Source organism: Nonomuraea sp. NPDC048901 (assembly GCF_040649695.1).
GTDB lineage: Bacteria > Actinomycetota > Actinomycetes > Streptosporangiales > Streptosporangiaceae > Nonomuraea.
This window is the reverse complement of record NZ_JBEZFW010000005.1, coordinates 83,811-96,828: the sequence shown is the minus strand read 5'-3', so window position 1 is coordinate 96,828 and position 13,018 is coordinate 83,811. Positions and strand designations below refer to the sequence as shown.

General features: G+C 69.6%; 11 protein-coding genes. 7 read left to right on the top strand and 4 right to left on the bottom strand.

Translation table 11 applies throughout. The annotated features are described in order from the left end of the window. Positions 1-3 precede the first annotated feature (3 nt). From AB0C30_RS18070 to AB0C30_RS18045, 6 genes are all read left to right on the top strand, one after another. Positions 4-741, top strand: a complete 738-nt coding sequence (locus AB0C30_RS18070; protein WP_357944848.1) for a peptidase E — start codon at positions 4-6, stop codon at positions 739-741. 38 nt (positions 742-779) lie between these two features. Continuing rightward, positions 780-1,472, top strand: coding sequence for a lipoyl(octanoyl) transferase LipB (gene lipB / locus AB0C30_RS18065; protein WP_357944845.1), 693 nt, complete (start codon positions 780-782; stop codon positions 1,470-1,472). 59 nt (positions 1,473-1,531) lie between these two features. Continuing rightward, complete coding sequence (locus AB0C30_RS18060) at positions 1,532-2,596, top strand: hypothetical protein (protein ID WP_357944843.1); 1,065 nt, start codon at positions 1,532-1,534, stop codon at positions 2,594-2,596. 88 nt (positions 2,597-2,684) lie between these two features. After that, positions 2,685-3,614: a lipoyl synthase gene (lipA, locus tag AB0C30_RS18055; RefSeq protein ID WP_357944840.1), complete on the top strand. Its 930-nt coding sequence runs from the start codon at positions 2,685-2,687 to the stop codon at positions 3,612-3,614. 274 nt (positions 3,615-3,888) lie between these two features. Next, positions 3,889-4,569: a DUF4191 domain-containing protein gene (locus AB0C30_RS18050; RefSeq protein ID WP_357944837.1), complete on the top strand. Its 681-nt coding sequence runs from the start codon at positions 3,889-3,891 to the stop codon at positions 4,567-4,569. After that, complete coding sequence (locus tag AB0C30_RS18045; protein WP_357944835.1) at positions 4,569-5,348, top strand: methyltransferase domain-containing protein; 780 nt, start codon at positions 4,569-4,571, stop codon at positions 5,346-5,348. Before AB0C30_RS18050 ends, AB0C30_RS18045 begins: the two co-directional genes overlap by 1 nt. Positions 5,349-5,404: 56 nt before the next feature. Here AB0C30_RS18045 and AB0C30_RS18040 read toward each other — a convergent pair whose 3' ends face one another. The 4 genes from AB0C30_RS18040 to AB0C30_RS18025 all read right to left on the bottom strand — a co-directional run bounded on the left by AB0C30_RS18040 (position 5,405) and on the right by AB0C30_RS18025 (position 11,869). Continuing rightward, positions 5,405-6,253, bottom strand: a complete 849-nt coding sequence (locus tag AB0C30_RS18040) for a hypothetical protein (protein WP_357944833.1) — start codon at positions 6,251-6,253, stop codon at positions 5,405-5,407. A 96-nt stretch (positions 6,254-6,349) separates the two neighbouring features. Further along, complete coding sequence (locus AB0C30_RS18035; RefSeq protein WP_357944831.1) at positions 6,350-6,970, bottom strand: TetR/AcrR family transcriptional regulator; 621 nt, start codon at positions 6,968-6,970, stop codon at positions 6,350-6,352. A 57-nt stretch (positions 6,971-7,027) separates the two neighbouring features. After that, positions 7,028-11,344 carry a GH92 family glycosyl hydrolase gene (locus AB0C30_RS18030; protein WP_357944828.1) on the bottom strand — a complete coding sequence of 1,439 codons (4,317 nt, stop codon included), beginning with the start codon at positions 11,342-11,344 and terminating at the stop codon, positions 7,028-7,030. A 63-nt stretch (positions 11,345-11,407) separates the two neighbouring features. Then, positions 11,408-11,869, bottom strand: a complete 462-nt coding sequence (locus tag AB0C30_RS18025) for an RDD family protein (protein WP_357944826.1) — start codon at positions 11,867-11,869, stop codon at positions 11,408-11,410. 88 nt (positions 11,870-11,957) lie between these two features. On the opposite strand from AB0C30_RS18025, the gene AB0C30_RS18020 reads away from it, so the two are divergent. After that, complete coding sequence (locus tag AB0C30_RS18020) at positions 11,958-13,007, top strand: hypothetical protein (protein ID WP_357944823.1); 1,050 nt, start codon at positions 11,958-11,960, stop codon at positions 13,005-13,007. Positions 13,008-13,018 lie beyond the last annotated feature (11 nt).

Sequence of the window (13,018 nt, the reverse complement as noted above, 5' to 3'; positions counted from 1 at the left end):
AACATGACCAGGTCCGGCCAGTCGCACATTCTTGCCATCGGCGGTGGGTCGTTCCGCCCGACGGCGCGTCACGGTTTTCTGGAGGCGAGCCCACTGCTGCGCTACGGCCTCGACCTGACCGGCCAGGACCGGCCGAAGCTGGGGCTGGTCGCCACCGCGATGGGCGACGACGCCGACTGGCTGCTGAAGATGTACGGCGCCTTCGCCGGGTGGGACGTCGAGCTGAGCCATCTGACGGTGTTCCCGATGCCCAATGTCAAGGATCCCCGGGCGTGGATGCTCGAGCAGGACATGATCTATGTCAGCGGTGGCAGCGTGGCCAACCTGGCGGCCCTGTGGCGGCTGCACGGCTACGACGAGGCGTTCGAGGAGGCGTGGCGGTCGGGCGTGGTGCTGTCCGGGCAGAGCGCGGGCGCCCTGTGCTGGCACGTGGGCGGCAACACCGACTCCTTCGGCCCCGAGCTCAACGTGTGGGCCGACGGCCTGGCCTTCCTGCCCTACTCGTGCGGAGTCCACTACAACTCCGAGCCGCAGCGCCGGCAGTTGCTGCACCAGTCGGTGGCCAGCGGCGAGCTGCCCGAGGGCTACGCCGCCGACGAGGGGGTGGCGCTGCACTACGTGGGCACCGATTTCATTCAGGCCGTAACCACCGATCCAGCCGGATACGCCTACAAAGTCGAGCATGACGGGGCCGAGGGGGCAAAGGAGTTCCGGATCGAGCCTCGGCTGCTCACCTCCTGAATTACCCTGGATGGGTGAGGGAACGGCACAATGGACACATGCGCCCCAAGCACGGGGTCGACCCCCACGCATTGGCCATCGTCCGTCTCGGTGTCGACGTCCCCTACGAGCAGGCTTGGCAGCTGCAACGCTGGGTGCACGGCAAACGGGTGGCCCGGGAGCTGACCGACACGGTCCTGCTCCTGGAGCACGCGCCCGTCTACACGGCGGGCAAGCGCACCGCCCCGCACGAACGCCCCTCCGACGGTACCCCCGTGATCGACGTCGACCGCGGGGGCCGCATCACTTGGCACGGTCCCGGCCAGCTCGTCGCCTACCCGATCGTCGAGATCGACGACGTGACCCGCTACATCTGCCGGCTCGAAGACACGATGATCCAGATCTGTGCGGACTTCGGCGTCACGGCCAGGCGAATACCGGGCTGGGCCGGGGTCTGGGCCGCGGGCGACACCAGCCTCGGCCTGCCCGACCGCCAGCTCGGCGCCGTCGCCATCCGCGTCTCACGCGGCGTCACGATGCACGGCTTCGCGCTCAACTGCGCCAATGATCCGCGGTGGTTCAGCCGGATCGTCCCGTGCGGCATCCCGGACGTGGGGGTCTCCTCACTGTCCGCCGAGACGGGCAGGCGGATCGTGGTCGAGGAGGTCATCCCGATCGCCGAGAAACGGCTGGCCGAAGCACTGGGCCTGGAGCCGTACGACCTGCACGAGGAAGACCTCATGCGCCGCTGACCCACGGCCGGTCGCCGAATCGCGGTGAAATCTGGCAGTCGCCTGTTTACGATCAGCCTGTGAAGCGGTCTGTGCAGCAGTCTGCGACGTGGCTCGCGGCCCTGGTTCTCGCTCTCGTCGTGCACACCCTGACGCTGGCCTTCGTCGTGCTGGGCGGGTGGACGATCGTGGTCAACGCCCAGTTCGCCGCGGCGTGGGCGCTCGGTGCCCTGCTGATCGCCATCGGGTGGATGCTGCGACCGCGCCTCGGCAGCCTGCCCGCCGACGCCGAGGTCCTCGACCCCTCCTCGGCCCCGCAGGTGTACGGCATGGCGGAGCGGGTGGCCGACCGGATCGGCGTCAAGCGTCCCCAGAAGGTGGCGGTCAGGGATCTGGTCCTGGGCACCACGTACGCGCGCACCGGCCCGCTGCGGGTGCCCGTGCTGGTCATCGGGCTGCCCTCGTGGCTGGCGCTGTCGCCGCGGCAGCGGGTCGCGTTGCTGGCCAGGGCGTACGCGGAGCTGCCGACCGGCGGCGAGCTCATCGTCGACGGCGCGCTGGCGACGCTGGGCGCATGGCGCGAGGCGCTCATCGGAGCGGCACCGCTGCGGGCGCGCGAGGCGGCCCACACGCAGATGGCCACCTCGCTCGGCGTACTGAACTCCAACAGCACCGGCTACGAGGCGGTCAGCTTCCTGGGCCGGATCGTCGGGCGGGTGCTCGGCGGCCCGGTGCTGCTCACCGAGTACTGCCTGAAGCGGCTGGCCCGCTCCGACGACGCCCGCAGACACGAACGGCGGCAGGCGAGGGCCCTGCGCGTCCTCACGGCCGGGGAACTGGCCGAGATCGACGGGCTGCTGGCCAGCGGCAGGTACGTCGCCCCCATGCAGGCGGCGGCCCTGCGCGGCGAGAGCGTGGCGTCGATCAGGCGGACCGCGCTGCTGGCCCCCAACAGCGCCCCCGACGGCGTCCGCACCACCGCGCCCGGCTCGGCGCTGTCCGGCTCAGCACCGTCCGGCTCAGCGCCGTCCGGGTCCGTGCTGTCCAGCTCGGAGCTGCTCGGCTCGGCCGAGTCGGACCGGATCGACGACGAACTGCACCGCCACTACACCCGCGCCATCCGCAGCTTCGGCCTGGTCATCTGAGCCCGCCAAGCCAGCTGAATCATCCGATGACCCGGCGAATGGTGGCCCTGGGAGTGGGAGAGGTTGGGGCGAGACGTAAGCTGGGTCGGTGACCGTTGCTCCTGAAGGCCGAAAGCTCCTCCGCCTGGAGGTGCGCAACGCCGAAACCCCTATCGAGCGCAAGCCCCCGTGGATCAAGACCAAGCTGAAGACGGGCCCCGAATACACCGAGCTGAAATCGCTCGTGCGCCGGGAGGGCCTGCACACGGTCTGTGAAGAGGCGGGCTGCCCCAATATCTACGAGTGCTGGGAAGACCGCGAGGCGACGTTCCTCATCGGCGGCGACCAGTGCACGCGCCGCTGTGACTTCTGCCAGATCGACACCGGCAAGCCCAAGGAGTACGACCGGGACGAGCCGCGTCGCGTGGCCGAGTCGGTCGAGCAGATGGGCCTGCGCTACGCCACGGTGACCGGCGTGGCCCGCGACGACCTGCCCGACGGCGGCGCCTGGCTCTACGCCGAGACCGCGCGGCAGATCCACGCGCTGCTGCCCGGCTGCGGGGTCGAGCTGCTGGTGCCCGACTTCAACGGCAACCGTGAGCAGCTGGAAGAGGTGTTCTCGGCCAAGCCCGAGGTGTTCGCGCACAATGTCGAGACCGTGCCGCGGATCTTCAAGCGCATCCGGCCCGCGTTCCGCTATGAGCGCTCGCTCGGCGTGATCACGACGGCCCGTGAGGCCGGGCTGGTCACCAAGTCCAACCTGATCCTGGGCATGGGCGAGACGCGCGAGGAGGTCGTGGAGGCGATGCGCGACCTGCACGCCGCCGGCACCGACCTGCTGACGATCACCCAATACCTGCGCCCGACGCCCCGCCACCACCCGGTCGAGCGCTGGGTCAAGCCGGAGGAGTTCGTCGAGCTCCAGGCGGAGGCCGAGGCGATCGGCTTCGCGGGTGTCCTGTCGGGCCCGCTCGTCCGCTCCTCCTACCGCGCGGGCAAGCTCTACAAGCAGGCCATCGAGGCCCGCCAGAGCGCCTGAACTCCCCTGGGCCGCCTCCGCCATGGAGGCGGCCTGGCTGCGTGACATCGGCTCCGCTGAATGGACGTGCAATACCGGTTTGGTAACGCACGTAGGCCGGGGTCTCACCGTCACGTCACGGCGCCCGGCCCCGCATCACCGGAGGAGCGTGCCCCTGGACAGGGCCCGGCCCCGTACGGCGGGTGGGGCCCACCGTGCTCTGCCGTAAAAGAAAACCCCCGAACGACCAGAGGCGTTTTCGTATCCCGCTCGGTTGGTTTGTATTCTTCGAAGCATGGCAAAGTCCGAGGACCCAGAGAAGCCGGGACGCATCAAGCAGTTCCGCATGATCGCGCAGATCATCAAGCAGGCCAACCCCAAGGGGTTGCCGATCGTCTTCCTTTCGGCGGTCGGCACGCTGGCTGTGATCGTCGTGATCGGGCTGGTCACGGACTATCTGTGGTATTCGGTGTTCCTCGGCGTGCTCGCCGCGCTCACCGTCGGCCTCGTGGTGTTCGGGCAGCTGGCGCAGCGCGCCCAATATTCGATCCTGCACGGCCAGACCGGCGCCGCCGCCGCGGTGCTGCAGGGCATGCGGGGCAACTGGCAGGTCACCCCGGCCATCGCGGTCAACCGTGACCAGGACCTGATCCACCTCGTGATCGGGTTCCCGGGGGTCGTACTGGTGTCCGAGGGGCCCGGCAACCGGGTGGCGAAGATGCTCGCGGCCGAGAAGAAGCGGGTCGCGCGGGTGGTGCTGGGCGTCGAGATCTACGACATCCAGTGCGGTGACGGCGAGGGGCAGGTGCCGCTGGGCAAGCTCCAGCGCCACATCATGAAGCTGCCGCGCAACCTCAAGAAGCCCTCGGTCAACGAGGTCAAGGACCGCCTGCGCTCGCTCCCCAAGAACATGCCGATGCCCAAGGGCCCGATGCCCAAGGGCGCTCGGGTTCCGCGCGGCCCCAAGATGCGCTAGTGCCTCCAGGGAACGCGCTGTCGGACTCCTCGCGGGCCAACCGCGGCTGGTGGGACGGCAACGCCGACGACTACCAGGTCGAACACGGCGAGTTCCTGCGCGACACCGGCTTCGTCTGGTGCCCGGAGGGCGTCGACGAGGCCGAGGCGCACCTGCTGGGCGACGTACGCGGCCGGCGAGTGCTGGAGATGGGCTGTGGCGCGGCCCAGTGCGCGCGGTGGCTGGTCGGGCAGGGGGCCGAGGTCGCCGCGTTCGACCTGTCACACCGGCAGTTGCGCCACTCGCAGCGGATCGACCTCGACACCGGCCTGCACGTCCCTGTGGTGCAGGCCGACGCCGAGGTGCTCCCGTTCGCCGGCGGGTCGTTCGATCTGGCGTGCTCGGCGTTCGGAGCGCTGCCGTTCGTGGCCGATCCGCTGGCGGTGTTCCGTGAGGTGGGCCGGGTGCTGCGGCCGGGCGGGCGGTTCGTGTTCTCGGTCAGCCATCCGATCCGGTGGGCGTTCCCCGACGATCCGGGGCCGCGCGGGCTGACGTCCGACCGGTCCTACTTCGACCGTTCGCCCTATGTCGAGACGGACGAGTACGGCACAACCACCTACGTCGAGCACCATCGGACAATGGCCGACTGGATCGGCCTGATCGTCGCCTCAGGCCTGACCGTGACGGGCCTGCTGGAGCCCGAATGGCCGGCGGGCCACGACCGGGTGTGGGGCGGCTGGAGCCCGCTGCGCGGCAAGTACATACCGGGCACCGCCATCTTCACCTGCACACACCACTGACCCACCGCACCCCGACCGACAGCTCGGCCTCGCGCGACTGACCGACCGAGCAGGGTTCAGGCGCGCCCGTACCGGGCCGCCATCGCGTGGAAGGCCGCCTTGGGCTCCCAGCGGGTCTCATCCAGCATCCGGACCACGCCGTACGCGCCCAGGTCGTCGTCACCGACCTGGTTGTAGGAGGCGAAGGTGAACCACAGGGCCGTGTCGACCCCCTCCTGTTCGAAGACGTCGAGCAGCTCGTTGAGGTAGCGGACCTGCTCGCCCTCGTCGCGTACGGAGCCGTCGGGCACCTCCCACGCCATGCCCCCGAGCTCCCCCGCCCCCGTATAGGCACAGGTGCCGAACTCGGTCACCGCCACGGGCTTGCCGTGCTTGAAGTGGCCGCGCACCTCCTCCACGAAGCTGCCGGCGTTGTACGCGGCCCGATAGGCGTCCACACCGACCAGGTCGAACGGCGTCCAGTCGACGAACTCCCACGGCCCGGAGGCGTACGTGATCCGGCCCCCGAACAGCGGCCGCACCGTCTCGGCGGCCTCCCCGAGAAAGCCGTTGAAACGGCCCATGATCGTGCCCAGCGACTGCCACCACTCCATGTCGGCCGACATCATCGCCCGCAGGCGCTCCATGTAGTCGGCACCGGGCATGAACCCTTCGCAGAAGGCGCTGGTCTCGCAGCCGGTGACCAGCACCACCTCGGCGCCGCCGCGCCGGACGGCCTCGGCTCGTTCGGCGCTGTCGGCGTAGAGGGGGATCACCTGTTCCGGCGTGAGGTCGATGGGGAACGGCGCGAACCAGACCTCCAGCCCGGCCGCGGCGGCCTGCTCGGCCGCCACGCTCAGCCGCTCCGGGTCGCCGCCGGACACGCGTACAGCCGCGCAGTGCAGCTCGTCGGCGATCACCCGCATCTCGCGCCCGACCGTCTCGGCGTCGAACGTCGTCCGGGACAGGCTCTCGCCCGGCAGAAACCCGGTGTCATAGTTGATGCCTTTTTTAATATCCCCTTATTGTCCGGTGAAGCCGTGCTCTAGGAGGTCGAAGGCGAGCTCGACGTCGTCCGCCAGCCGACCGCCCGCCTCGGCGATGGGCGTCCCCTCGACGAGCCGCTGGAAGAACCCCTCCTGCACCGTCGTGAGCACGGCGGTGATCTGCGCGGCCATGAGCTGGTCCCGCAGCTCGCACGACCCGTCCGGCACCCCACGCGCACTGGCCAGAGCGGCGGCCAGCTCGTACCGCTGCCCGGCCCGGGTCTGGTGCAGCCCCGCCATCAGCGCCGGGCTGGCCGAGATCACCCAGGCCCGGGTGAGCAGGCCCTCGACGTCGACCCCCTCCGTGTCCTCGGCGGCGAACGCCCGGTAGTGCTCACGCAGCGCCTCGAGCGGCGCCTGTCCCGGCCGCCGCTCGTTGACGATCTTCGCCATGTCCTCCTTGACCACGTCGAGGACGAGGCTCTCCTTGGTCGGGAAGTAGGTGAACAGCGTGACCTTCGCGACCCCGGCCGCCTCGGCGATCTCGTTGACCGTCACGGCCTCGTAGCCCCGCTTGGCGAACATCCGCAGCGCCACCTCGGCGATGCGCCGCCGGGTCTGCTCCTTCTTCTTCTCCCTGAGTCCGGCCATCATCATGGGGGCATCATAAACCTTACCGGGTTCAATATCGAACCCGGTAAGATTTTTATCGCGCTAGAGACCCTTGCACTGGCCCGCCGACGGTCCCAAGACCGTGTTGGACAGACCGTTCGCGGTCGGTGCCGGAGAGTTGCCCGTGCAGGTCAACGGCCCCTTGACCGTGCTGGCGGCGATCAGCGGCCCGCTGTCGCCGACCAGCGTCACCGGTCCGCCCACCACCGATTTCTCCACGGACAGCTCCTTCACCGAGGTCGCCGTGAGCGGGCCGCCCACCGAGGTGTCCACCAGGACCAGCCGCCCGGCGCCCACCGCGGTGACCGGTCCGCCGACCGTGGCGGCCCGCGCGATCAGCGAGGCCCCCTGCCGGACAACGAGGGGGCCGGTCACGTTCGCGCCCGCCGCCAGGCAGGTCACGCCGGAGCCGACCGTGAGGGGGCCGCTGTGGGTGCCGGTGACGGATCGCGTGCAGGCCGGATCCGGCACTGCCAGCAGCTCCAGCTCGGCCAGCGTGCCGGAGACGGTGAGGCGGTACTGGGCGTACCGCCCGGGGCGGGCGATCTTGAACGGCCGGGTCTGCCTCGCCTGGTCGAACCGCTGGCCGTCCCGCTGGTCGATGACCGTCCAGGCCGTACCGTCGTAGGAGCCCTCGAGCTTCCATGACGTGGGACCGGTGGCCGCCGAGGTGAGGGTGTAGAAGCTCACCTGGTCCCGCGTTCCCGCCTGAAGAGTGATATTTCCGGAAACGGTGGCTGTGGTTGCCGAGGTGTCGTCCGACAGCGCCGCCGGGCCCCCGGTGACCGGGATGTCGCGCATGGGCCGCGGCATCTCGCCGTCGGGCGTGATCGACGCCGGCGGCTCGCCCCACGTGGACGGCTTGGACCCCATCGCGAAGTCCAGTACGGCCCCACCGGCCAGCACGTCGTGCGGTAGCGCGGTGGACGTCCACGCCTTGCCGTTCACCTTGAGGCCCTGGACGTAGACGTTCTCGGCGCTGTTGGCCGGGGCATTGATCACCAGGTCCTTGCCGCTGGGCAGATGCACGGTGGCCTTGGTGAACAGCGGCGAGCCGATCGCGTAGTCCTGGCTGCCGGCCTGGAGCGGATAGAAGCCGAGGGCGCTGAAGACGTACCAGGCGGACATCTCGCCGTTGTCCTCATCGCCCGGATAGCCCTGGCCGATCTCGCTGCCCAGGTACAGCCGCGACAGCGCCTCCCTGACCTTGGCCTGCGCCTTCCACGGCTGCCCCGCGTGGTCGTACATGTAGATGATGTGGTGCGAGGGCTGGTTGCTGTGGCCGTACTGGCCCATGCGGACGTCCCTGGCCTCGCGCATCTCGTGGATCACGCCGTTGTACGAACCGGGGAACGTGGCCGTCTCCTGGTCGGCGAAGAACGCGTCGAGCTTCTTGGCCAGACCCGCGCGCCCGCCGTAGAGGGCGGCGAGTCCGGTGCCGTCCTGGGGCGCGTGGAAGGCCATGTTCCAGCCGTCGGTCTCGGTGTAGTCGTAGCCCCAGACGCGGGGGTCGTAGTCGGCCTTGGTACGCCGCCACTTGCCCGTGGAGTCGCGGCCCTGGAAGAAGCCCACCTCCGAGTCGAACATGTTGACGTAGTTCAGGGCCCTGCTACGGAAATATTCGGACTCCTCCAGGTAGCGGGCCTTCTCCGCGCCGGTGGCGTCCTTGGCCAGGGACGCGGCCATGTTCGAGATCCCGAAGTCGTTGATATATCCGTCCATGGCCCAGGACAGGCCCTCGCCTACCTCGTTCAGGGCGGTGTAGCCGCGGAAGATCGAGGTCTGCAGGCCCTTGCGCCCAACGGCCGGGTTCGCCGGCACCACGGTGGCGTTCTTCACCGCCGCCGCGTACGCCGACTTGGCGTCGAAGCCGCGCACGCCCTTGCTGTAAGCGTCGGCGAAGGCCACGTCCGAGCTGGTGCCCACCATGAGGTCGGCGTAGCCGGGCGAGGACCAGCGGGCGATCCAGCCGGCGTCGCGATACTGCTGGACGAACCCGTCGATCAGCTCGCCCGCCTCGGGGGCCAGCAGCGAGTAGGCGGGCCAGGTCGTCCGGTAGGTGTCCCAGAAGCCGTTGTTGACGTAGATCTTGCCGTCCACGATCTTGGCCCCGGTCTGGGTGGGGGTGTCCAGGCCGCTCCTGGCCGATACCGGGCTGGCGTACTTGTAGGCGGGCGCGGCGGCCGTACCGGTGTTCTCGAAGCCCGAGTTCGGATAGAGGAACAGCCGGTACAGGTTCGAGTACAGCGTCGTGAGCTGGTCGGGCGTGGCGCCCTCGACCTCGACGGTGCCCAGCTTGTCCTCCCAGGCGCGCTGGGCGCGCGCCTTGACCTCCTCGAACGTGCCGTTCTCCAGCTCCAGGTTGCGCTTGGCCTGCGCCACGCCGAGGAAGGAGGTGGCGATGCGCATCGTGACCTGCTTGGCGGAGAAGGCGACATAGCCCGTCACGTTGTCGCGGCCGGCGCCGGTCAGCTTGCCGCCGCCGGTGGGCTGCTGGTCGAAGACCGCGTAGACGTACATCCGGGTGGCGCCCGCCGACAGGCCGCTGCGCGTGTCGGTGTAGCCGGTGACGACGCCCTGGTCGATGGTCAGCCCGCCGTCGTTGTTGTAGTTGTCGAAGATCAGGCTGCCGCCGTCGCCGGGGAAGGTGAAGCGGAACACGGCCGCGTGGTCGGCGGGCGCGATCTCCGTACGGATGCCGTTGAGCAGGTCGACCCCGTAGTAGTACGGCCTGGCGGTCTCGCCCGAATACAGGAACGGCGTGGCCCTGGCGACCCGGTCGGGGTTCGGCTTGGCCAGCAGCGACGGCATGACCTGGAAGGACTGCCGGTCCCCCATCCAAGGGCTCGGCTCGTGGCTGGCGGCGAACGCCTGGATGGTCGGGACGTTGTCGGCGTTGCCGTTGCGGTGATACTCGTACAGCCACGAGTTCGAACCGGAGCCGGTCATCGGCGTCCAGAAGTTGAACCCGTGCGGCACGGCCGTGGCCGGGAAGTTGTTGCCCCGCGAGAAGCCGCCGGTCGACTGGGTGCCGCGCGTCGTCACCACATGGTCGGCCAGGCTCTTGACCTGCTGGGGCTTGGCGTTGACGAGCGTGATGTCGTCCACCCAGCCCTTGAACGGCAGCGGCCCGGCCGGCGCGTCGAAGGCGATCAGGATGCGCTTGATCCGCTTGCCCTTGGCCACCTCGCCGATGCGGGAACGCTGGAAGTTCCACTGGTCGGCGTAGAGGGTCTTGGACTCACCCTGCGCCCGCGGCGTCAGCCTGACGCCATGCTGGTCCTCGGCCCTAAGCTCACTGAGGTAGGTGCCGTCGGCGAAGGCCAGGTCCACGCTCGCGTACGTACTGGGGTAGCTCAGCGCGGCCCCGGTGAACTCGGGGAACAGCACGTACGACAGCTCTGTGTCGGCCGTGACCTCGATGTCGGTCTCGAACACCTTGTTGGCCGAGTGACCACCGCCGCTGGTGGTCGTGCTGCCGGAGTAGCGCAGCGCCTTGAGGCCCGTGTAGCCGGCGCGGGGCTTGGCGGTGTAGCCGCTGCCGGGGCCGGGGCCGATCAGGCTGCGCATGTCGGAGGGCGGCTTCGGGGCGGTATCGCCGTCCGAGAGCTGCAGCTCGGCGAGCTGGACGATCGCGCCCGAGCCGATCCGCGTGACGTTGAGCCGGTAGTAGAGGTAGGAGCCCGGATGCGCGACGTCGAACTCGCGGGTCTTCAGCCGGGCGTCGAACACCTCCCCCGCCCGCGTGTCCACGGCCGTCCAGCTCTGCCCGTCCGCCGACCCCTCCAGCGCCCAGTCACGCGGGTCGCGCTGGGCGGCGTCGTTGGCGGAGGCCATGGCGTACCGGGTGACCGCGATGGGCTTGGACAGCTTCACCGACACCCAGCCCGTGCCGGTGAACGCCAGCCACTTGGTGTTGACGTCCCCGTCGAACAGGTTCTCCTTCACCTCGCCCGAGGGGGTGTTCTCGCCGCTGGCCGCGATGTCGACGACCTCGTCGGTGATGTTGCCCGGGATGCCGCCGGTGGTGGCGCCGGTGATCCCCTCGGCCTTCCTGCCCTCGTCGACCGTGTTGAGCCAGGTCGGCTGCGGGTCGCCGGTCTCGAGGGAGGAATAGAAGAGCGCCCCCGGCGGCGCGGTCCGTACGGCGGCTTCCCGCTTGGCGCCCGGAGGCGGCGTCACCTCCTCGATGGGCGCCGGCTGCGTGGGCGCCGCCGAAGGCGCGTCCGACGGCAGCGGTGACGGAGCTGGATCGGTCACTGTTGGTGACGTCGGCGGATCGGCCGTCGCCACCCCGGATAACCCGGCGAATCCCAGTACAGCCGCGGTCGCCACGACCGCAAGACGTGCTCTCCGCATGTCGCCCTCCTGACAACGTTGTCAACAGCAGACTCCGCGAAGACAACGTTGTCAATGGACGTTTCACATACGCACGACGACCGTGTTGGAGGCGCGGTCGTGCAGCCCCCTGTGGTCGCGATCCCAGATGAGCGCGGGCACGGCCAGGCAGAGCAGCACCGTGCGTGCCAGCACGGGCACCAGCCGGGGGCTGCCACCGTCCATCGCGGCCACCCTGATCCCCGCGAGCCGGTGCCCGAACGTCTGCCCCATGAACCCGACGAGCAGGATGTACTGGATCGCGAACACCACCACGGGCGCCCACGGCGACTCGGCCGGGTTCATCCGCAGCACGAGCTGGACCACGACCCAGGTGCAGATCATCCAGTCGATGACCAGCCCGGCGATGCGCCGCCCCCACCCGGCGACGGCGCCGCTCCCATGCTCCGGCAGCCCCAGACGCTCACCCGGGTAGCCGAGATCGACCCCCGCCGCCCTCACACCGCCCAGCCAGGTCTGCGTCCACCGAGGCTCGTTCCCGCTCATACCCTCAACGGTATCCGGCGGGGGGCGCGGTCGGGATCGTGACCCAACCGCGCCACAAAGATCACCTTTGTCCCCCATCATGTACGCCATGCCGAACGGGGATGACTTAGACGCGCGCTTCAACGAGCTCGTCGCGCAGATCGATGAGGACGAGCGGCGCAGGATGCGCGCGGCGGCCAGCAGGGGAGCCAGGGCGCCGCGCTCGGACAAGGCCACCCGGCCACGGCGAGCGGGGCGGGGCCTGCTCGCGGCCGGTCTGGTGGCCGCGGTGATCGGCGGCGCGACCGTGATCGTCGCCGCCCGGCCCGACCTGCTGACACCGCAGGTGGGGAGTCCGGGGCCGGTCCCGGAGGAGACCCAACCGGTCATGGCGGCCCCGGAGGCGGCCGGCGTCGAGACCGCGACCCCGGAGCCGACCGCGGCGGACCCGTTCGCGGGCTCCCCTGCCGAGAAGTACGCGGAGGGGGCGGCCGGCTTCGTCCTGCCCAAGGCCAAGGCGCTCGGCGGGCTGTCGAAGAAGGACGTGGCGAAGGCGCTGGACCGTACCCGCAAGCTCATGACCGCGGCCTTCCTCGACCGCAAGACGCTCATGGGCGGCAAGCCGAAGGCGTTCATGAAGCTGCTCGATCGCGAGCAGCGCGTCTGGTTCCAGAAGTACCTGGACCGGAAGAAGAGCGGCAAGGACGACGCCGACAGCCGTGGCTGGGTGACCAGCTTCGCCCCGAAGACCGCCGAGCTCTCCACCGACGTCATCAAGGTCAAGGGCAAGACGACGGTGGCCAAGGCCAGGAAGTACGGCCGCAGCGGCGCCGAGGTGAAGCTGAACTACCTCGTGGTCTATGCCGTGAACCGCCCCGGACAGCCCGCCACGACGATCCGCCTCGTCACCCACCCCGTCGGCAGCGTGTTCGCCTACCGCGAGGCGGGAGAGCTCGTTCTGTGGCTGAAGGGCTGGGGCTACACCAGTACTCCCGCCCGCTGCGACGTGGACGACTTCTTCATCCACCCCGTCTACGACGACTCCGCTCCGGGCACGGTGCAACCGAGCGGCCCACCGTCAAACCCCTACGATCTGGACGAGGAAAGGCGCGGCAAAAAAGACGATGAGGACAGCTGCTGGGCTTCGGACCCGACCTGAGCCCGCTTAAC

Bases quoted from the DNA above. Each gene is read 5' to 3' on its own strand.
- AB0C30_RS18040 (WP_357944833.1), bottom strand. From the start codon at position 6,253: ATGCGGGTGATCGCCGACGAGCTGCACTGCGCGGCTGTACGCGTGTCC.
- AB0C30_RS18025 (WP_357944826.1), bottom strand. From the start codon at position 11,869: ATGAGCGGGAACGAGCCTCGGTGGACGCAGACCTGGCTGGGCGGTGTG.
- AB0C30_RS18035 (WP_357944831.1), bottom strand. From the start codon at position 6,970: ATGATGATGGCCGGACTCAGGGAGAAGAAGAAGGAGCAGACCCGGCGG.
- AB0C30_RS18030 (WP_357944828.1), bottom strand. From the start codon at position 11,344: ATGCGGAGAGCACGTCTTGCGGTCGTGGCGACCGCGGCTGTACTGGGA.
- lipB (WP_357944845.1), top strand. From the start codon at position 780: ATGCGCCCCAAGCACGGGGTCGACCCCCACGCATTGGCCATCGTCCGT.
- AB0C30_RS18020 (WP_357944823.1), top strand. From the start codon at position 11,958: ATGCCGAACGGGGATGACTTAGACGCGCGCTTCAACGAGCTCGTCGCG.
- AB0C30_RS18070 (WP_357944848.1), top strand. From the start codon at position 4: ATGACCAGGTCCGGCCAGTCGCACATTCTTGCCATCGGCGGTGGGTCG.
- AB0C30_RS18050 (WP_357944837.1), top strand. From the start codon at position 3,889: ATGGCAAAGTCCGAGGACCCAGAGAAGCCGGGACGCATCAAGCAGTTC.